The organism is Sulfuricurvum sp. (assembly GCF_028712165.1).
Classification (GTDB): domain Bacteria; phylum Campylobacterota; class Campylobacteria; order Campylobacterales; family Sulfurimonadaceae; genus Sulfuricurvum.
Map to the genome: position 1 here is coordinate 1 of NZ_JAQTQR010000053.1, position 21,740 is coordinate 21,740.

Below are 21,740 nucleotides of genomic sequence, written 5' to 3' on the forward strand. Positions count from 1 at the left end.
GCAGCACCGTTGATCGTTAAAGGTCTTGTTGTAACCGGTGTATCGGGTGGGGAATTCGGTATTGTCGGTAAAGTTGAAGCCCGTGATCCAAAAACCGGAGAGATTGTGTGGAGCAGACCAACGGTTGAGGGACACATGGGATACCTTAACGGTAAAGAAAATGGTATCAGCGGAACCTTAAACGCAACTTGGGAAGGCGATCAGTGGAAAAACGGCGGAGCCGCTCCATGGAACGGTGTAACGTATGATCCTGAAACGGATCTTATCTATGTACCGACAGGGAATCCTTCTCCGTGGAACTCACATGAGAGAGCCGGAAACAACTTATACTCAGCTTGTAGAATGGCGATAAATCCTAATACAGGTGAAATTGTGTGGTATTACCAAACAACACCTAATGATGGATGGGATTTTGACGGAATGTCAGAACTCGTATTGTTTGACTACAAAGATGCTTCAGGAAAAACAGTCAAAGCCGGTGCAACTGCCGATAAAAACGGTTTCTTCTATGTTCTAAACCGCGAAAACGGTAAATTTATCAGCGCTTCTCCTTTTGTTGACAACATTACCTGGGCTAAAGGGATTGATAAAGACGGGAAACCGATCGTAAATCCTGAAAACCGTCCTGGTGTACCTGTCAATGGTGAAAAAGGTAAAACGGTCTTTACCGTTCCATCGTTCCTAGGCGGTAAAAACTGGAATCCGATGGCATACTCACAACGTACAGGTCTCTTTTATGTCCCTTCAAACGAATGGGGTATGGATATGTGGAACCAACCGGTAACCTATAAAAAAGGTGCTGCGTATATGGGTGCCGGTTTCACGATCAAACCTATACATGAAGATCATATCGGTGCGCTCAAAGCGATTGATCCGGTAACCGGAAAAATCAAATGGGTTCATAAAAATGTTGCTCCATTATGGGGTGGAGTTCTTGCTACAGCCGGAGGTGTTGTATTTACCGGTACACCTGAGGGTGAGCTTCTCGGACTCGATGACGCGACCGGAAAAGTACTTTATTCATTCCAAGTGGGTTCTGGAATCGTCGGATCACCGATTACGTGGGAGCAAGACGGCGAACAATACGTTGCAGTAGTATCAGGATGGGGCGGAGCTGTACCATTGTGGGGTGGAGAAGTTGCGAAATCAATCAAACACATTTCACAAGGCGGCATGGTTCACGTCTTCAAATTACATAAAAATAAATAAAGGAGTCTACAATGAAATGGGAAAAACCGTCATTTACAGATAACCGCTTCGGTTTTGAAGTAACAATGTACATCTGCCACGAGTAATCGTAGCAAAACAAAGTGCACTCAACGTCAAAACGTTGAGTGTCTCTATTATGAATTGAGATTATCATGGATAGCTTTAATTAATAATAGCAAAGGATCGGATGTGAAAATAGAGATTTTAGGTTCCAGTGCCGGCGGTGGGCTTCCTCAGTTTAACTGTAATTGTGACAATTGCAAAGGGTATCGTGCAGGCAAACCATCAATCAAACGCCGAACCCAATCCTCGATAACCATCAGCGAAGACGGTGAGAACTGGGTATTGTTCAACACCTCTCCCGATATTTTGGAGCAAATTCATAACTCGCCTTTTTTGCATCCGCAGCAGCGAAGAGAAACCAAGATCAAAGCGATCGTTTTTATTGATGCCCAGATTGATCATACGACGGGGCTTTTGATGCTCAGAGAAGGGTGCCCGCACGAAGTCTATTGTACCAAAGAGGTACATGAAGAGCTCAACACCTCATTTCCGCTTTTCACGATGCTCACACATTGGGACGGCGGCGGAACCCGTTATCATGAGGTGGCGACAGATGGGACAAGTTTTGAGATTCCGGTTATGCCGAACTATCTCTTCAAAGCAGTTCCGCTGATTTCGAATGCTCCTCCGTATTCAAAATATCGGGACAGACCAAGAGCCGGTGACAACATCGGTATGGTTGTTATCAACAAGCAAAGCGGAAAGCGCCTTTTTTATCTTCCGGGACTCGGTGTACTGCAACAGGCAATCATCGATGAGATGCGTATTGCGGATGTTTTATTGGTTGACGGAACCCTTTGGACAAATGATGAAATGATTCAAAACGGCTTTTCCACTAAACTCGGAACGGATATGGGACATGTCCCGTTAAGCGGAGCAGGCGGGCTAATTGAGACATTGGATACGCTCGAAAAACCGAGAAAGATATTAATTCATATTAATAATACCAATCCGATTCTGGATGAAACAACCCAAGAGTATCGTGAGCTTATACGCCACAACATAGAGATCTCATATGATGGTATGCATATCGAGATTTAACGCCTAAAACCAACTTAAAAAGGAAAAAAATGAAAAATCTACTCAGCAAAAAAGAATTTGAAGAAGCACTTAGAGCAATGGGGAGCATGTACCATATCTATCACCCGTTTCATGTACGCATGTATGAGGGTAAATGTACCAAAGAAGAGATCCAAGGATGGGTTGCAAACCGTTTTTACTATCAAACTATGATCCCGATCAAAGATGCCGCAATTATGTCCAATAACCCTCCGATAGAAGACAGACGCAAATGGATCGATCGTATCAATGATCATGACAGTGTAGGGGGAGGAATCGAAGCATGGCTCGATCTCGGAACTGCCGTAGGGTTGGATAAAGAGGATCTCCTCAGTCATAAATACGTTTTACCCGCAGTTCGATTTGCCGTCGATGCGTATGTCAATTTTGCCAAACATGCACCATGGAAAGAGGCGGCTATGTCTTCGCTTACCGAGATGTTTGCACCTGAAATCCACCAGCAGCGTCTCGATACGTGGCCAAAAAACTACCCTTGGATCGATCAAAACGGTCTGCGCTATTTTCAAAAAAGACTTACCGAAGCACGACGGGATGTTCAACACGGATTGGCATTGACGCTCGAAGAGTTCAACACCGTAGAACTGCAAGAAAAAGCGTTTTCCATACTGCAGTTTAAACTGGATATTTTGTGGACGATGGTTGATGCCCTTTATTTGGCGTATGAGCTGAAAAGACCGCCGTATTTTAATATTAAGGATTGTCATGCAACGCGAAAAATTACTTGCAGTGAATGATCACTTTCAACTGCAGTATGAAGAGAAACAAAACTGCTATGTATTGTTATACCCGGAGGGGATGGTGCAGCTGAGTTTCTCGGCAGGTGAAATTATGAGTTTATGCGACGGGACAAAATCGTGTGAAGGTATTATTGGTGAATTGACTGAGAAATTTTCGAATGATGCTATCGGGTCGGATGTAGTGGAATTTCTTGAAGAGGCACTCTCACGTGACTGGATCGTATATCATGAAGCCTGAAAAAAAAACGGTTACTCCGCCGCTATGGATTTTGCTGGAACTGACTCATAAATGCCCTTTGGAATGTACGTATTGCTACAATCAGCTTGATTTTGCCAATACGAAAGATCAAATGTCCAAAGAGGACTGGTTTAGAGTCATGGAGGAGGCCCGAGCCATGGGTGCCGTACAACTCGGTATCTCAGGTGGGGAACCACTTCTGAATAAAGATCTTCTCGACATTGTCAAAAAAGCCAATGATCTGAAATTTTATACGAATCTGATTACTTCCGGAGTCGGTGCCGATATCTCTATTGTCCCCAAACTAAAAGCTGCAGGGCTAAAAACGGTACAGCTTGGGATTCAGTCATCCGATGAACATACTACAACCTTGATTACCAACAATAAAACTGCTTTCAAAGATAAAATGGCTTTTGCAAAAGCATGCAAAGACAACGGTCTTCAGCTGATCGTTAACACCTGTATCACACGTCAAAACATCCATCAAATCGGAGATATTATCGAGATGGCGGAGTGGTTGGGGGCAAATTATCTTGAGATTGCCAATATCCAGTATTATGGCTGGGCACTTGAAAACATCAATGCGCTGCTTCCGACCAGGGAGCAGTTGGATGAGGCTAAAGCAATTACGAACCACTACCGGGAAAATCGAAAGGATATGAAAGTCTTTTTTGTCGTACCGGATTATTTTGCCACGCGTCCGAAGGCCTGTATGAACGGATGGGGCTCGACCTTCCTCACGATCAATCCTGATGGTATGGCACTCCCGTGCAATACGGCCAATACGCTGCCTCTTACGTTCCCGAACGTTAAAGAGTACTCGGTTGAAGCGATTTGGAACGATTCGGAGGCATTTAACTTTTTTCGCGGTGATTCGTGGATGAAGGAGCCGTGTAGAACCTGTGATGAGAAGGAAAAAGATTTCGGCGGATGCCGATGTCAGGCATATGCCCTGACCAAAGATATGCGTGAAGCGGATCCGGTTTGCAGTAAATCCGGTTTTCATCATGTTGTTACCTCCAAAGTAGAGGAGAGTCTCACATCAAATCAGCAACCGCTCTATCGAAATAAAATCAATTCGATGAATATTATCGCAAACCGATTGGCTACATCATGCAAATAGCACTTTCCAATAAACCGCCGAAAGAGAGTTTAGAGCTTTCCTTCGTCACTAATATGCCATTAAATTCGAAACTCTCTAAAATGCTGGAAAAAGCTGGATTTAACCTCAAAGAGGGAACGACCTATTTGGACATACATCACAATATCTTGTATGTAGCGAGTCGGTCGCTGCGTTCAGAAGATCTCAAAATTAGTGCGGCAAAAGCGATCCAATCCATACAAAAAAGCAGTTTTATGACGCTTTTTATTTCACTTGAACGCTATCAAGACCAACTCGATGTTGCCGCGTTAGCCGAAGGGCTGATCCTCGGGGATTACTATTTCAGTCAGTATAAACACGAGTCTCAAAAACATCAAGAGCGAAAACTGTTTATAGATTACAGCGGCAGTATACATAGTAAAAATCAACTCGAAGAGATCTTGCATGAAGTGGATATGATATGCCGAAATGTCAATCTTGTCCGAGATATTGTGAATACCCCTCCGCAGGACTATTACCCCTATATCATGGCACTTGATGCCAAATACTTTGCAAAAAGAGACGGTTTGGAGTGCAAGATTCTCGGTGAGCACTTAATGCAAGAGATGGGGATGCATGCATTGCTCAGTGTCGGAAGAGCATCGGTACATGAATCCCAACTCATTCACCTCACTTACCGCTGCGAAAATCCCAAAGTTAAAATCGTTCTTTTAGGCAAAGGGCTTACGTATGACAGCGGAGGGCTAAGTCTCAAATCGGCGGACTCAATGGTCTCTATGAAGTGTGACAAAGCTGGCGGAAGTGCAGTTTTGGGTGTCATGTGTACTTTAAAGGCTCTGGGATTAGAGTGCGAAGTGCATGGGATTATCGGTGCGGTGGAGAATATGATCGGGGGGAATGCCTATAAACCTGATGATGTACTTCGGGCTAAAAACGGTATGACTATCGAAGTCAAAAATACCGATGCCGAAGGGCGGCTTGTTTTGGCAGATTGTCTTTGTTATGCTCAGGATGAGATTAAGGATTTTGATTATATTTTCGATTTTGCTACATTGACGGGAGCCTCTATCGTCGCCTTGGGTGCTCAAACGATAGCGGTCATGGGACATAATGATACACTCAAAGAAAAAATCAATACGGCAGCATCGCAAAGCGGCGAACTGATCGGATTTTTACCCTACAACCGGTATTTTGAACATGAGCTCGACAGCGAGATCGCGGATATGGTGAACACCGCCTCTTCACGAAGCGGCGGTGCAATAACCGCCAGTCTCTTTTTAGACCGATTTATCAAAGATGAAAACAAGAAGAAATGGCTCCATTTTGATATGGCGGGACCGGCGTATAGCCAAAAAGCCTGGGGATATAATCCTTATGGTGCAAGTGGTGCCGGAGTGCGTCTAATCGTACAATTTTTAAAAAATATAACAAAAAAATCCCTCTGAAAGTTATAAAAAGTTCAAATAGATTACTCCTGATAAATTATATAAATAAATTATACTAAATTGCTTAGGAATGTCTATAAATTATCCATTTTTTTGATAGAATAGATACATGATAACACATACGTTTGAGTATAAAGATTTAGCACAGCAACAGTGGTTGAATGAATATGAAAATCACCATAAAATTTTAGTGCAAATATTTTGCGGCAACGGAAAAGAGACCCTTCAAGAAGCCTCAACTCTCATCAAAAAAAAGCTCCCTTACAGCATTATTATCGGTACGACTACGGATGGTGAGATCAACAATACCCATATTCTCACCCACTCGACGATTATTGCTGTCTCGGTTTTCACCAAGACTGAAATCACCAGTGCCTCGGTGGACGGGATTGACTGTTTTCAAAACGGAGTCGATCTTGCAAAAAAGCTCATCAAATCAAACACCAAACTTCTGATACTTTTTACCGACGGTTCTACCAGTAACGGCGAAGCGTTTTTAAAAGGTATCGAATCTGTCGATAATCAGATAATGATCTGCGGCGGAATGGCAGGAGATAACGGACAATTTACCCAAACCTATATCTGTGAAAATGAAATAATTCTTGAACACGGTGCCGTCGGTGTTGCACTTCATTCTGACAAGCTGAGTGTGTATAACAGTTATAAATTTGACTGGTCTCCCATCGGGATCGAACATACGATCGATGAGATCAGAGCGAATCGAGTCTATAAAATATCCGGTATGCCGGCTGTCGATTTTTATGAAAAATATCTTGGAGTTGAAGTAGCAAAGGCACTTCCGAAAACAGGGATAGAATTTCCGCTGATTATGGATAAAAACGGGTTTAAAGTTGCACGCGCCGTTATTGCCAAACATGATGACGGCAGTATGAGTTTTGCCGGAAATCTTCAAGTCGGCGATAGAGTACGGTTGGGGTTTGGAAATGCTGAGCTTATTATCCAACAATCATTCGACAACAATTATCAGGCACCCTGTAAAAATATGCAAAGTTACTTTGTCTATTCCTGTATGGCGCGAAGAAGATATATGCCGAGTCTGATCAACATCGAAATCGAGCCTTTTGTCAAAAATGCACCGACTGTAGGATTTTTCAGTTACGCCGAGTTTTATCATCATGAAGGACAAAATGAGCTTCTTAACCAGACTTTTACGGTTATCGGATTGTGTGAATCCGACTGTATCGAGTGTGCTGCTATTGAAAATAAAACGAAAGACAGCATACTTGAAAAAGACGATTATGCGATTACCGTCGGTGCGCTTGCTCATCTCATCGCCCAATCGGCTGACGATTATGAGCAGCAAAAAAAGCGTTTGGAAGAAGAGCAACGTTATTCCAAAAGTCTCTTAAAATCGCAAGATTTGTTTATCAAATATGCAGTTCATGAAACCAATACGCCACTCAGTATTATTATGGGCAATATCGAGCTTTACGAGGTGGAACACGGTAAAAACCCGTATCTTTGCAATATCGAAGCCGCAATGAAAAATGTTTGTACGATTTATGATGATTTGTCCTATCTGCTTGTCAATAAAACGATTGAATATCCTAAACATACGATTGATTTAGTGGATTATGTGCGCAGCCGGGTTGAATTTTTCAATATCGTAGCCAAAAAAGCGAATGTCAGTTTTGTCTTTACGAGTCCAGAACAAGAGTTCTTGATCTATTTCAATGAATCCCAGCTTCAACGGATAATCGATAACAATCTGACCAATGCGATTAAATACACCAAAGAGAATGAGCCCATTTATATCGTAATTGAACATGATAAAAGTACGTGCAAAGTCGTTTTTAAAAGCAAATCTTCGGAGATTGAAAATCCCAATAAGATTTTTGAACAATTTTACAGAGAGAGTTCCCAGCAAGAGGGGTTTGGACTGGGACTCAATCTCGTCAAAGAGATTTGCAACAATGAAGATGTCGCTTTTCAGTTAAGTTCAACAAAAGAAGAGACCTCGTTTACCTATGAATTCAAGGAGGCGTACCTTTGAAAATCCTATTAGTCGAAGACGATATTATGCTGGGTGAAGCGATATCGAAATACATTCAGGCGACAGGACATGTAGTGGAATTGGTTAAAGACGGGGCTCAGGGTCTGCAGATGATCCATGATAGCAATTATGATCTTTTGCTTTTAGATATTAATGTTCCCGGAATGGATGGATTGACACTGCTCGAGACGACTCATAATGAGAAGATACAGATTCCTACGATCTTTATCTCTGCTCTTATTGATATCGAAGAGATTTCAAGGGCCTTTAATTTAGGGTGCTATGATTATTTAAAAAAACCGTTTCACCTGAAAGAGCTAAGTCTTAGAATCGATAAAATATTGCAATCCAGACAAGTCCCGCAAGCGCATAAGCGGCTCTCTAAATCGTATAGTTTTGACAGTGAGACGATGACGCTTCTGTTCAATAATGAACCCCATATTCTGCCGAAAAGACAGCTCCAGATTATAGAGCTTTTATCACAGCATCGAAGCAGAATCGTCACGTATGATATGTTCCGAGATTATGTATGGAATGATGACATGATCGACAATGCTACTATCAGAGCAGAATTAAACCGGATCAAAAATGTTTTAAAAGAAGATATGATCATCAATATTCGATCAATAGGATACATGATCGAACGACCGAAATAATCAAGATGGACAATAGTTGTTTTCAGGCAGGGAGTTGCTGTACTTTATACGTAAACTCCCGACTCAGTTACACTAAGCTATCCATTTAATATATCCAATGTTTTTTCATAGACTTGAAGTTTATTAAGCTCATTTTTAAGTTCTTGGGTAATAAGCGATTGGGATTTGAGTTCACCGGAAATAGATGAACTCTTATGTGCAAGATCTTCTATCTCAATAGAGAGTTGTGAACTTTTTGATGACACTGAAGCAAGGTCTGTACTTACATGATTCATAGTTTCACTGATCCCTTCAACTGCTTGAATAATTATATTGACGGAAGCATTGGTTTCAGAGAGACTTTTTTGGGTTCGTTCGGCCAGTTTACGTACTTCATCGGCAACAACAGCAAATCCTCTACCGTGATCACCTGCTCGCGCAGCTTCAATAGCAGCGTTCAGGGCAAGAAGATTTGTTTGATCGGCAATATCAGATATAACACTAAGGACAGCCCGTATATCACGTACATTGCCGGTAAGATTGTCTACATCTGATGATAAATTTGTATTATCATCGCTGCTTTTTTCCATATGGGCTGAAAATACCGAAAATTGGTCTTTAACGGATGAGAGCTGCCTTCCTATAGTATCAATCGAATCTACGGCATTAAGGATCGTTTTTCCAATAGTTTCAATGATCGGCATACTCTCTTTCATTTGTACCAACATTGCTTTATTGATATTGTCAATCATGCTTTGTCGATTAATTTTACGCAGGAGAAAATAACTTTTAAATCCAGCATATTTTTGTACAAAACGATCGATGTATTCATCATGAAATGATCCGTTTTCGATATGATAAAAAAAGATAGCAGTCAATGTTTGATTGATATTGACACCTAGAAGTTCGCCAAATGTTGAAAAACCTGCTACTGGAATCTCTTTAAATGTTTGAAGGCTATTGAGGGATAAAGGATTAAATAAACGCCGTAAAATACAGTCATTGAATATTGCACCGATTGCTTTTGGCTTATTGCGACTAAATTCAGAATAATTTTCAGCGGTTGTTTGGACAAAGTCAGTTTTTTCAAGTAGGATAAGTTCTTCACCGGCTTCAATATCGCAATAAAAATGGATAATATTTGCAGTTGTATCAATCGATGCGATTGAGCGGACATAAATTTCCCCATCAATTTCTATTCCGAAAGTATAATTGGCCATTTTTGCATCAAGCTGTTGAGGTGAGCAGGAAAAATGGGTAGCCAATGCTTCAATAACATTGATCCGTGCATTTGTTTTTGTATCCATAAAAGCGCTAATAACCCGCTTGATTGGATCTGCGGCTAAAACAGTAAATTTTGTCGATGTTTTTTGGAAATTTTGACTTTTGAAAATTCCAAATCGGTAGTTAGGTTTAAATTTAATGAATGTAATAATAGCATGGTGCTGAACGACACGTGTTCCATCAAATATGTAACTTTTTTTAAAATCTAGTTTTCCTCCTGAACTCCCGCCTACAAGTAAACATGGAAAGCTTCCAACATTGTAAACCGCTTCCATAAAAAAGCTCTCGCTGCTTGATAGACCGTCAATTAAAGTGTATCCGAGCGTATCTTCATGATTCATTTTAAACGGTAATCGAATACGTCGCAACTCATCTGAAATTGCGTTAACTCTAGATGATGAATTTTTAGAGCTTATTGCAATATCTTCGCTTTTTAGTGGAATTGAGGTAACAAACACATCACTAATCATCGTTTCAGAAAATAGCATTAAGACAATATTATCCCCTGTGCCGGCATCGGATTGGGAATAGAGATTAGAGATAGGACTCGATTTATCAAAACTACACAATTCTCCGGCAGTTGTAGAAAGGATGAGAGTAGTATCACGAGGGAGAGCTTGCTTTAGTCGTGAAGAAATTAAACTAAAATCAAGCGCAGGTGAGACAAAGCCGATAGCCACTTTTGGGATGAAAGGGATACTTTCCAATTTACCGCGACCAATTTCACTTTCTTGTAAGGTGATTGACATCATAGGTATTTCTAATGTTTGAGTTGTTTTCTTTTCTATTCCGATTGCTTTAAAAAGTTCGAACACACTCTTCCTTTAAGTTGAATTTATTGAGTATAGAATCAGCTCATCTAACTGCTTTTTACAGTAGAGGCTAAGTTTTCGAGAGGAGGAGGGAGTATTGCCTTCCTCTCAAATATAATAAGAATAGAGCGTGACGATCGCTTCCCAATCCGCATGGGTATCAATATCTTTGGAATAATTTTTAGTGAGAGGAATATATTGATAAATATTTGTTTCCAGCAAGACTTTAGCTCCCTTGTCTCCTTTTAACTCCATGAGTGCAGGAAGATAGTGTCGTGGGAAGACCGCGGGAACACCCGATTTTTTGTCATAGTGTGATGCAATAATCAACTCGGGGTTTTCTTTAGATGTCTGTATCAATGCTTCATAGTGGGTAGACGGAATCAAAGGCTGGTCGCAGAGCATTATCATAACACTATTGCAATCTTCCAATGTCGATACCCCATATGCGATAGAGCTTCCCAACCCTTCTTTATAATTTTCATTGACCACAGTTTTGAGAGGTAAATCTTTGATAGCGTCACGGCATAGTTCACTTTGATGCCCTAAAACAACGGTAACATGAGGCGTGAGTTCTAATGCCTGCGTTGCCGCATGCCATATTAGAGCATGATCGTGCAATTCTAAAAGCTGCTTTGGCTGACCTAAGCGGCTAGACATTCCTGCCGCCATAACCAGTATGTCAAGCTTGGGGTTAGTTGGCATGAATCGCCACCTTTTTTTTCTCTCTAAGTGACATCGGAGTGGCTCGGTTACGATTCGCTTCGATTTCTGCACAGATGGATAAAGCGATCGATTCGGGTGACTCTCCACCCAAATCCAATCCGATAGGATTATGCAGTCTTGGATCCATAAAGAGTGTTTCACTGAATTGACTGAAAGAACTAATGATACTTTTCGTTCGTTTTTGAGGACCCATAATACCGATATAGGATACATCTGAATCCAATAATGCACTTAAATAGACGGCATCGCTGGAAAAGTTATGACTCATAACGACAGCAGCGTCGAAATGGCGTTCTAAGATTTCAGTAACCTCTTCACAGGTATTGAGCAAATGCGTTTCATCGGCAGAGTGTACATGTGCCAGATTGGAAGCACGTGTATCACAGATTGCGCTCTGCCATCCGAGTGTATTTGCGATCGAGAGCAACGGCTCACTGCCCGGTCCGGCTCCTAAAATCAAAAGCCGAAAAGGAGAATGTATTTTTTGATAAATGAGTTGAGGGGTTGATTCTTCATCAAACACGATATCTTCTTGTTTTTCTTCTGAAGAAAACCCATAAAATCCATGTATCTCTGTTGAACGTATCAGTGTCTTTTTGATCCCGCATAATGCAAAATCAAGTGCGATACCGATTGCCCCATAGTTATCTTTGTAATAAAACGGTTCCATCCACAGTTTGATAAGTCCGTTGCATCCGACCCCTTTGCCCCAACTGTCCAAAGTGTCGTCTTTCATCCGTAAATCATGAACGACATATTTTCCTTCATGTTTTGAGAGGATATCTTTGGCACAATGGACGATATCCTCTTCAAAACATCCACCGCTGACAACACCGATGAATTTTCCGTCGGAATTCACCAGCATTGTCGCACCGCTTTTGCGATATACGGAGCCCTCCGTATCCAAGACATTGATACAGACAATATCTTTTTTCTCGTTTTTCGCTTGCTGTATAAAATGAATAAAATCTTTATGAGCGAACATGGTAAACCTAACTTATTTTGATCGGCAGTGAATGGTATCGTTTTCCGGTTGCGTCAAATATTGCATTGGCGACTGCCGGAAAGATTGGAGGAACTGCCGTCTCTCCTATGCCGCCGATTTTTTCACCTGAATTGACGATACTGACTTGGATATCCGGGGCATCGGAGATTCGTGTGACTAGATAATCGTAGAAATTATTTTGCTCCGCTTCACCGTTTTTGATCGTGATTTCGCTGTATTTTGTCGGTGCAAGACCGAAGTTGATTCCGCTGATCATCTGATTTTCAACGTTGAGCGGATTGACAGCAAAGCCGCAATCGACGCTGCACCATACTTTTTCCACTTTAAAATCATTGTCTGTAACTCTGACTTTTGCCACTTGTGCCACAAGACTTCCGAATGATTTGACGAGGGCAACACCGTAGCCGACATTTTTCTCTTTTTTACGATTGTTCCAATCGGAGATTCTTTTGACATCCACCAGCAGTTTGATACATCGCAAGTCATCCAGCATACTGATTCTGTAGGCGATCGGATCCACTCCGGCTTTATGCGCCGCTTCATCGACAATCCCTTCTACCATAGGTGCGGTTTGGGTATGTCCTACCGAACGCCACCAGAGTGCCGGAATCGGGGAACTCGGTGAATGCGACTGCATGTCATGATTCGTAATGCTGTAGGGGTGATCGGTCAATCCGTCCCATTGCGCCCAGTCTACGCCGTCTTTAAATAAAAATCCGAGTATCGTGTCTTTGACAACCGGCTGTCCGACGACTGTGGCTTCGAAAGCCGTGATATCTCCGAATCTGTTCAGTGCAACTCGGGCTTTATTCTTATACATAGGGCGATAGTTCCCCATACGAATATCATCTTCTCTGGTCCAGAGTGTCATGATTGGCCACTCTTCATCTTTTGCAGTGAAAACTGCATCGTTGATATAGTCGGAATTAGCCGCACCCCGGCGTCCGAATCCTCCTCCGAGCAAAGTATTGTGATATTCAACAGCTTCAGGTTTGATCCCTAGGATATTGGCACAATCATCCCGATAGGTGGTTTGCATTTGTCCGCCGGTCCACATTTTAGCAGTTGTTCCCGTATGATGGACGGTACAGTTGAGCGGTTCCATCGGCGCATGCGCGAGAAATGGGAATTCATATTCAGCGGAGATGATAGAGTGTGCCTCTTTGAAAGCTTTTGCCGAATTGCCGTCTTTACGCATGGAAGCACCCGGTTTTTTCAATAAATCACTGTACTCTTTTTTTAAATCCGCAGTGCTAATAGAGGCAAATGTCCCTTTGTCCCATACGACACTGATATGATTCAAGGCCTCTTTTGCCTGGAACCAATGTTCTGCAATGACGGCGATTCCACCGGGAATTTGTTTTACTTTTAGAATTCCATTTCGTTTTAGGGCTTCTGAAGGGTCAAAACTGACGATTTTGGAACCAAAAACGGCTGGATGTAAGACTGCTGCGTATTTAAGGTTATCCATGCGTACATCAACGCCATATTCGGCTTTTCCGGTTACTTTTGCCCAGGCTTCCGAAGGGTGTCTTTTCGTAGGTTTTCCGATAAGCTCGCAATCTTTTAAATCTTTTAATTTCGGATATTCAGGAACACTCATCGTTTTGATATCCGATACCAACTCCCCATACGTGAGTTTTGCTCCTGTTTTGATGTTTATGGCCTGTGATTTAGTGGTTTTGACATTAGAGAGATCCGTATTCCATCTTTGTGCGGCGGCAGTTTTTAGCATTGCATTGACTGCGGCACCGATTTTGCGCATTTCAAGATGTTTTGTACTCATCGAAGTTGAACCGGCTGTTAACATAAATGGTCCGAAGACGGAGTTATAGACAGGTTTGACCTCAGACGCTTTGAAACGGACGGCATCCCAATCTGCGTCCAGCTCATCGGCGATAGACATAGCCATGGCGGTGTAGGTTCCCTGACCCATCTCTGCCTGACCCATCAAAAAGGTAATGGTGTTGTCCGGATCAATTTGGATAAATGCATTGGGCTGCAGCGCGATTGCACCTTTTGAATCTTCTTCTGCACGTGCTGTCGAGGGTAGATAAAACCCTATGACAAAAGCGCTTGTTGCCAGTGTGGTCGTTTTAAGAAAAGTTCTTCGTGAGAGTCCCATGGTTATGCTCCTGCATTTATTTTTTTAATCGCATTTTTAATACGGTTATAGGTGCCGCATCGGCAGATATTGCCGTTCATTTCGGCGATGATCTCTTCTTCGGTCGGGTTGCTGTTGGCTTTGAGCAAACCCGTCGCATTCATGATCTGTCCGGATTGGCAGTAGCCGCATTGCGGGACATCTTCTTCCACCCATGCTTCCTGTACTTTCTTAAGAAGGGGATCCGTTGTATTGGCGATGGTCATGATCTCTTTGTCGCCGATCTCATCTAAAAACGTCGCACAGCTTCGTACCGCTTTCCCTCCTACCAAAACGGTACATGCGCCGCATTGCGCGACACCGCATCCATATTTGGTTCCGGTGAGGTTTAAGTGATCTCTGAGCACCCATAATAGGGGTGTTTTATCATCAACGGTGACTTCATACGTTGTGCCGTCTACTTTTATTTTAGTCGTCATGGTTATCCTTTTAAAGCTTATCGTGGGAAAAGTATATAGAATGAAAATAGCTTAGATATAGCGATGAATTCAGAGTTTTTATCATCAAGATTTGTGGAAGTGAAAAACAAAAAGAGAAGTAATAATTATAATAAGAAGAAGGGGAGGTTGTCTGGATATGTTAGAACTCTTCTTTACTGAGAAATGATTCCTGTCGTTTCCAATGCGATTTCTAACTCTTCGTCAGTATGCGTCGCCAGAACTTTGATTTTTGAGTCAGGGGTTGAAATTTCAAATGTCTCCGTACTCTCCCGATTATTTTTGGCTGGATCGATTTCAATGCCAATATGGTTGAGCCCGTGTAGAATTTTTTCGCGGATCATGGCAGAATGCTCTCCGATTCCTCCGGAGAAGATGATTCCGTCCACTCGTCCCAATATGGCAAAATAACTCCCGAGATATTTTTTGGCATGATAGGTAAACATATTGATCGCAAGCTGCGCTTTTTCATCACCGTGCCGAGCCGCTTTGGCAACATCGCGCATATCGCTCATGCCGCATAATCCTTTAAGCCCTGATTCTTTATTCAACAGAGTATCGATATCATCGGAGCCCATTTGCATGTGTTGTTGGAGATAAATAACAATCTCAGGATCGATATCACCGCTGCGTGTTCCCATAATGAGACCCTCCAGAGGGGTGAATCCCATCGAGATATCGATGCTTTTACCGTTTTGGATCGCACAAACGCTATCTCCGTTACCCAGATGAAACGTGATGAGATTCAGCTCATGAGTCGGGCGTTGAAGATACATTGCAGCGGCTTTGAGCAAAAAATGGTGTGATGTGCCATGAAAACCGTAGCGGCGTATTTTATTGAGCGTGTAGAGTGTCTCAGGCAATGCATATCGGTAGGCGTAGTCGGGAATACTCTGATGAAACGAGGTATCGAAAACGGCAATCTGCGGAATATCGGGGAAAAGCCGCTGAACTGCCTTTATTCCGGCCAGATTGGCTCTATTATGCAAAGGTGCGAGAGGGATGAGATCTTCGATTGCCTGGATAACCATCGAATCAATACGAACCGGACCGGTATAGGTCTCACCTCCGTGAACGACGCGGTGTCCTACCGCATCAATCGTCCCTATTTGGGATAGAATTTCGGCGATGGCTTCATCATGATTTTCCACCCGTTCTATCAAAGCAGAGCGGATGAGGTTTTGAGAATCGAAGAGAGCGTATTTGACGGAAGAACTGCCGCTATTGAGAACCAATACTTTCATTAGACTGTACCCGCTTGAATGGCTGTGATCGCGACGGTATTGACGATATCCTCCACCAAGCATCCTCGGCTGAGGTCATTGATCGGTTTGTTAAGTCCTTGCAATACCGGACCGATTGCGATAGCTCCGGAAGAGCGTTGCACTGCTTTATAGGTATTGTTGCCGGTATTGAGATCCGGAAAAATAAATACATTGGCTTTGCCGGCTACATCGGAATGGGGGAGTTTGATGGAAGCGACACTGCTGTCTATGGCGGCGTCGTACTGGATCGGCCCTTCGATGAGAAGCGATGGATCGATTGTTTTTGCGATGTGCGTTGCGGATTTGACTTTTTCGACATCTTCACCGCTTCCGCTTTCACCGGTAGAGTAGCTCAGCATAGCGACACGCGGTTCGATTCCGAACGCTTTTGCCGTTTTTGCGGATGAAATAGCAATTTGTGCCAGCTCATTCGCATCGGGATTTTGATTGACCGCACAGTCTCCATAAACCAGTACCTGCGTTTCCAAACACATAAAAAAGACACTGGAAACGATGGAAATACCGGGTGCTGTTTTAATGATCTGCAACGCTGGACGAACGGTATCGGCGGTCGTATGGCTTGCTCCGCTTACCATTCCATCAGCCAAACCTTTGTAGACGAGCATGGTTCCGAAGTAAGTGCCGTGAGACATTGCATCATGTGCCGCTTGCAGCTGCATCCCTTTATGTTGTCGGATATGGTAAAGCTCGTCGGCAAATTTTTCAAGCAGGTTGGAGGTATTCGGATCGATTATTTGAGCATTGGCTAGATCGAGTCCCAATACACCTGAGCGATGGAGAATTTCTTCACGATCTCCTAATAAAATGATATCGGCAACACCGCGTCGCAGGAGTATTTCAGATGCGCGAAGTATTCGTTCATCTTCGCTTTCAGGGAGGACAATCGTTTTTTTATTGTTTCTGGCCTTTTCAAAAAGGGTGTATTGAAACATTGCCGGTGTCATAGAGTGTTGGGTCGGTGCATTGAGATTGCCCAAAAGTGATTCTGCATCGATATGATCAAAAAACAGCCCCATCGCCAGTGCAATTTTCCGACTGGAATCGGGTGTGATTTTTACCTTTATCTCGTTGATTTTTACAACGCTCTGATACGTATCCCATGCAGTGGATAATATCGGAAGGGTAAAGGAATCGAGTCCTTTAATAAGTTTTTCAATCGATGCTGAGAGTTTCAGATTTCCGGTGAGGATGATTCCTGCGACATTGGGAATGTTTTTGGAATAAAGCCCCAAAATCGTCGCTGTGATAATGTCGGAACGATCGGAAGGAACGACGATGAGCGCTTTTTCACTGAGACGTTCGAGATAATGTTCACTGCTCATTGCCGCGATAAGTTTGGTTGTGACAATACGGTTTAGATCTTCTTTTTTTCCGAAAAGAAGCTCACAATCCAGATAATCATGAATATCATTGATCGTAATACAATCGAGTTCATCGACTTCGGGCATAAAATACAGATCAGGGAGTTGATGCGAGTTGTTTTGCAGGTATTCTATCTCATCAGGTTCTATGCGGTTGATAACATTCATAAAACTTCGAACTTCATGCTCTTTAAGCGTTTCGACATCTATCGTGATCTCATTGAGAATTTCTTGGGCAGTTTTGTTTTTCGCATTGACGATCAAAATGAAATCTGAATCGAGATTTTTAGCCAACACTACATTGTATTCAAATCCCAAACCAAACGGCAGAATCGCAGGATCGATCCCCTCAATCAATACAAATTCGTTTTTGGCTTTCAGATTTTCCAGATTGGCAATGATGAGTTCAATGGCATCGGATTCTCTTCCTTCAGCCAATAGGGACTCGAAGTGATTTTTGTTGATTCCGAAACTCTCTTCATAACTTTGTTCCAGAGAAAAATGTTCAATCATAAACCGTATATCATGGTTGAATACGGGGGCATCTTCGACTACGGGTCGGTAAAATGCCACTTTATTAATTTTGGATTTTAGCAGCTGCATCAGTCCCATCGTAATGATAATGCTCCCAGCATTATTTTGGCTGGAGGAGACAAAAAGAGTGTTGATGTTCATAGATACCCTTTGAAAATTACGCGGATAAAAAATTATTGATCATTATTATACATCCTGGTATAGTATTCATGTACCATTCTTCCTGAATCAAAGGCTGGAATAACATCCGACATTGCAGTTTTCATAATCTGGGTCCATTGCTCGGGCTTATCGTAATACATTGGAAGGATTTCATTTTCTAGAATATCCATCAAATTTTTATTGTCCTCAAAGTCTTGAACTTCATGTGAGGCAGTATTGTCGGTTACCGGAATCGTAAAAGCATTGCAGCCGTGTTTTGCGAATTCAGGATGCCAACCGTCTTCTGTTGAAAGGTGGATTGATCCATTCATACTTGCCGTCATGCCGCTTGTACCGCTCGCTTCTCTGGAAATACGTGGCGTATTGAGCCAGATGTCGGAACCTTGCTTAAGTTTAGCCGAGAGGTCTAGCTCGTAACCGACCAAGACGGCCATATTTTTAAAGCTGTGGCTGATATGGATCAGCTCGTTGAACGAATTAATCGCATTCATGTCAAATGGATAGGGTTTGCCGGCCCAGATGACCTGAACAGGTTTTTCTTTGTTTTCCATCAGTTTTTTAAAACGTTCAAAATCGTGTTTGAGAAGTCCTGGACGTTTGTACTCGGCAAAACGGCGTGCCCAGACGATCGTCAATACATCGGGATCAAACATTTTGCCTGTTTGATCGGCAACTTCGTTGAATAAAATACGTTTGAGATGTTTTTTTCGACCTGTCAATGCATAATCTTCATGTTCATCCAAAGCAGTGACCATCGCTTTATCACTCCAAAAACGGCGGCTTTGTGCATTTGTAATAAAGGTTATTTCGGAACATCCCTCACATTGCAGCCACATATTGTTTGCTACTTTACCGTGGATCTTGGATACGGCATTGGTGATTTTGACCGAGCGCAGCGCCCCGATTGTCAGATTGAAAATGTCATCATCAATCATCATGATTTTTCTAACAGTTTCAAGTGAGAGAGCGTTAAAAAAACCGAATTTATGGAGGAGGTAGATGTTATGCTCTTCGTTCCCTGCATCTTCAGGCGTATGCGTCGTAAATACAACCCGCTTTTTAACCTCATCCATATCCAGGTATTTAGAATAAAGTTCATAAACCAATGGCAGAGAATGCCCTTCATTCATATGATAGATATCGATTTTTTGCTTTAGTGCTTCGAGTACTTTTATCCCGCCGATACCCAGAACGATTTCTTGTGATATCCGCGTTTCTTCATGTGCATCATAAAGTTTGTGTGTAATAGTACGGGCCAAAAAATCATTCTCTTCTATATCCGTAGATAATAAAATAAGCGGTGCCGAACCAAATATATTTGGCGGAAGATAGTAGGCTTTTATATGGACATCTTGGGAATGGATGTTTACTGTTGCCTGAATCCCAAGGTCTTCGAGAAAATAATAGTGTTTGCGGATAAATTCGATTTTTAAATATCGGTCTTCATTGCGTGATTGGTCATAATAGCCATAACTCCATAATATGCCGATACCGACAACGTTTTGTTTAAGACTGTATGCGCTTCGCATATGAGAACCCGCTAAAAATCCAAGGCCGCCGGAATAGATTTTAAGCGCCTGGTGGATGGCGAATTCCATCGAAAAATAAGCTACACTTGTAGAGTATCTGGGATCGAACTTATAATCATGCAGAATCATTTTATTCCCTCCCTTTAGAATGGGTATTATCTGATCTTGTTGTTCTCTTAGCAATTCATAGTAAAAACTCTTTAGAGCAGTATTGCATATAATTAGTTAATAGTGGTGACAAATTTGTACGCACCAATTAAAACAGTTTTGCAACCATCGCCTGTGCTTCGTTAAGAATCGTATTCAAATGATCTTGTCCAATAAAACTTTCGGCATAGATTTTATAGATAGGCTCTGTTCCTGATGGGCGGAGGGCGAACCATCCGTTATGGGTGACAACCTTGAGCCCGCCGATGGAAGCGCCGTTGCCCGGAGCTTTTGTCAGAATCATCTCGATCGCTTCTCCGGCAAGATAGTTTTCTTTTACATCTTCAGGGGATAATTTTTTGAGGATAGCACGCTGAGTGGCATCTGCAGGAGCATCGATCCGTGAGTAGATCGGATTTCCGAACTTTTGTGTCAACTCTTGATAATGTTCACCGGGATCGCGTTTGGTCACGGCAAGAATTTCCGCCGCGAGGAGGGCGAGGATGATTCCGTCTTTATCGGTACTCCAGACCCTTCCGTCTTTGCGTAAGAAGCTCGCACCCGCACTCTCTTCTCCGCCGAAAAAGATTTTCCCTTCGGTGAGGCCATCCACAAACCATTTGAACCCGACCGGGACTTCGATCACCTTTTTGTCCAATGCACCGGCAACCCGGTCGATCATCGAACTGCTCACCAATGTTTTCCCGATTCCCAAATCGTTTTTCCATTGCGGACGATGGGTTGCCAGATAGTTGATAGCGACGCTGAGATAGTGGTTCGGGTTCATTAACCCCATGCTTTTGGTGACGATACCGTGACGGTCAAAATCGGTATCATTCCCGAATGCGATATCAAACTCCTCTTTCATAGCCACCAGTCCCGCCATTGCATACGGAGATGAACAGTCCATACGCACTTTTCCGTCTTTATCGCAATGCATAAATGAGAAAGTAGAGTCAAGCGTGTTATTGAATACTTTCATATTCAGTCCGTAGCGCTCTTTAATCGCACTGTAATAGGCCATACCTGAGCCACCCATCGCATCGGCTCCGATGTGGATACCGGACTTGGCGATCGCTTCCATATCGACGACATTTTGCAGATCTTCGACGTAAGGAGTCATATAATCGTATTCGACGATATTTTCAGCCCTCAATGCCTCATCAAGAGGGTATTTTTTAATGTCAACCATCCCATTTTCCATGATAGCGTTGGCCCGTGATTCGATCCAATCAGTGACATCGCTGTCCGCCGGTCCGCCGTGCGGAGGATTGTATTTGAATCCTCCATCCGTCGGAGGGTTATGCGACGGCGTGATAACAATCCCGTCACACAGCGGTGCTCCTGCTTGAGTGTTGTGGGTCAAAATAGCGTGTGAAATTACAGGTGTCGGCGTATAGCCTCCTTCTTTGGCAATACGAACCTGAACACCGTTGGCACTCAAAACCTGCAAGGCACTCATTTGTGCAGGATAAGAGAGGGCATGCGTATCCATCCCCATAAATAAAATTCCGTCGATACCTGCGTGCTGACGATAATCACACACCGCCTGAGTGACAGCCAAAATATGCATTTCGTTGAAACTGTTCAACAACGAAGATCCTCGATGCCCGGACGTTCCGAAACTAATTCTTTCTTCTTTATCATTAACATTTGGCTTTTGTGTATAGTATTCGGTGATTAATCGGGGGACATTTACCAGTTCCGATTTAGGGACTTGTTTTCCGGCATAAGGATGGATGCTCATAAACTGCCTTTGATATTGATAT

At 42.7% G+C, this 21,740-nt stretch carries 18 protein-coding genes; 9 read left to right on the top strand and 9 right to left on the bottom strand.

Annotated elements, in window-relative coordinates:
* The 9 genes from PHP90_RS09875 to PHP90_RS09915 all read left to right on the top strand — a co-directional run.
* Window positions 1-1,209: PQQ-dependent dehydrogenase, methanol/ethanol family (locus PHP90_RS09875; protein WP_299928987.1), on the top strand; the 1,209-nt coding region annotated here is incomplete at its 5' end.
* A gap of 11 nt (window positions 1,210-1,220) precedes the next feature.
* Window positions 1,221-1,295 carry a pyrroloquinoline quinone precursor peptide PqqA gene (gene pqqA / locus PHP90_RS09880; RefSeq protein ID WP_015653473.1) on the top strand — a complete coding sequence of 25 codons (75 nt, stop codon included), beginning with the start codon at window positions 1,221-1,223 and terminating at the stop codon, window positions 1,293-1,295.
* A 103-nt stretch (window positions 1,296-1,398) separates the two neighbouring features.
* The gene (gene pqqB / locus PHP90_RS09885; RefSeq protein ID WP_299928990.1) at window positions 1,399-2,313 is read left to right on the top strand and encodes a pyrroloquinoline quinone biosynthesis protein PqqB; all 915 of its coding nucleotides are present in this window, start codon (window positions 1,399-1,401) and stop codon (window positions 2,311-2,313) included.
* Window positions 2,314-2,342: 29 nt separating this feature from the next.
* A complete protein-coding gene (gene pqqC / locus PHP90_RS09890; protein ID WP_299928993.1) occupies window positions 2,343-3,086 on the top strand; it encodes a pyrroloquinoline-quinone synthase PqqC in 744 nt (247 codons plus the stop codon).
* The gene (gene pqqD / locus PHP90_RS09895) at window positions 3,055-3,327 is read left to right on the top strand and encodes a pyrroloquinoline quinone biosynthesis peptide chaperone PqqD (protein ID WP_299928996.1); all 273 of its coding nucleotides are present in this window, start codon (window positions 3,055-3,057) and stop codon (window positions 3,325-3,327) included. The genes pqqC and pqqD overlap by 32 nt, the downstream gene beginning before the upstream one ends.
* A complete protein-coding gene (pqqE, locus tag PHP90_RS09900) occupies window positions 3,317-4,450 on the top strand; it encodes a pyrroloquinoline quinone biosynthesis protein PqqE (RefSeq protein ID WP_299929000.1) in 1,134 nt (377 codons plus the stop codon). Before pqqD ends, pqqE begins: the two co-directional genes overlap by 11 nt.
* Window positions 4,441-5,874, top strand: a complete 1,434-nt coding sequence (locus PHP90_RS09905) for a leucyl aminopeptidase (RefSeq protein ID WP_299929003.1) — start codon at window positions 4,441-4,443, stop codon at window positions 5,872-5,874. Before pqqE ends, PHP90_RS09905 begins: the two co-directional genes overlap by 10 nt.
* Before the next feature lie 109 nt (window positions 5,875-5,983).
* Window positions 5,984-7,888 (top strand): FIST N-terminal domain-containing protein, encoded by a 1,905-nt coding sequence (locus PHP90_RS09910; RefSeq protein ID WP_299929008.1) that lies wholly within the window; start codon window positions 5,984-5,986, stop codon window positions 7,886-7,888.
* Window positions 7,885-8,544: a response regulator transcription factor gene (locus PHP90_RS09915; protein WP_299929011.1), complete on the top strand. Its 660-nt coding sequence runs from the start codon at window positions 7,885-7,887 to the stop codon at window positions 8,542-8,544. Before PHP90_RS09910 ends, PHP90_RS09915 begins: the two co-directional genes overlap by 4 nt.
* A 77-nt stretch (window positions 8,545-8,621) precedes the next feature.
* Here PHP90_RS09915 and PHP90_RS09920 read toward each other — a convergent pair whose 3' ends face one another.
* From PHP90_RS09920 to pgm, 9 genes are all read right to left on the bottom strand, one after another.
* A complete protein-coding gene (locus PHP90_RS09920; protein WP_366141115.1) occupies window positions 8,622-10,622 on the bottom strand; it encodes a methyl-accepting chemotaxis protein in 2,001 nt (666 codons plus the stop codon).
* A gap of 105 nt (window positions 10,623-10,727) precedes the next feature.
* Window positions 10,728-11,324 carry a nucleotidyltransferase family protein gene (locus PHP90_RS09925; protein ID WP_299929014.1) on the bottom strand — a complete coding sequence of 199 codons (597 nt, stop codon included), beginning with the start codon at window positions 11,322-11,324 and terminating at the stop codon, window positions 10,728-10,730.
* Window positions 11,314-12,330 carry an XdhC/CoxI family protein gene (locus PHP90_RS09930; protein ID WP_299929016.1) on the bottom strand — a complete coding sequence of 339 codons (1,017 nt, stop codon included), beginning with the start codon at window positions 12,328-12,330 and terminating at the stop codon, window positions 11,314-11,316. The genes PHP90_RS09925 and PHP90_RS09930 overlap by 11 nt, the downstream gene beginning before the upstream one ends.
* A gap of 7 nt (window positions 12,331-12,337) precedes the next feature.
* Complete coding sequence (locus PHP90_RS09935) at window positions 12,338-14,476, bottom strand: molybdopterin cofactor-binding domain-containing protein (RefSeq protein WP_299929019.1); 2,139 nt, start codon at window positions 14,474-14,476, stop codon at window positions 12,338-12,340.
* A gap of 2 nt (window positions 14,477-14,478) precedes the next feature.
* Complete coding sequence (locus tag PHP90_RS09940; RefSeq protein WP_299929022.1) at window positions 14,479-14,934, bottom strand: (2Fe-2S)-binding protein; 456 nt, start codon at window positions 14,932-14,934, stop codon at window positions 14,479-14,481.
* Window positions 14,935-15,107: 173 nt separating this feature from the next.
* Complete coding sequence (locus PHP90_RS09945) at window positions 15,108-16,196, bottom strand: acetate kinase (RefSeq protein ID WP_299929025.1); 1,089 nt, start codon at window positions 16,194-16,196, stop codon at window positions 15,108-15,110.
* Window positions 16,196-18,274, bottom strand: coding sequence for a phosphate acetyltransferase (pta, locus tag PHP90_RS09950; RefSeq protein ID WP_299929028.1), 2,079 nt, complete (start codon window positions 18,272-18,274; stop codon window positions 16,196-16,198). Before pta ends, PHP90_RS09945 begins: the two co-directional genes overlap by 1 nt.
* 32 nt (window positions 18,275-18,306) lie before the next feature.
* The gene (gene glgP, locus PHP90_RS09955) at window positions 18,307-19,953 is read right to left on the bottom strand and encodes an alpha-glucan family phosphorylase (RefSeq protein ID WP_299929031.1); all 1,647 of its coding nucleotides are present in this window, start codon (window positions 19,951-19,953) and stop codon (window positions 18,307-18,309) included.
* Between the two features lie 127 nt (window positions 19,954-20,080).
* Window positions 20,081-21,740 (bottom strand): phosphoglucomutase (alpha-D-glucose-1,6-bisphosphate-dependent) (gene pgm / locus PHP90_RS09960; RefSeq protein ID WP_366141116.1); only part of this gene is annotated, 1,660 nt, incomplete at its 5' end.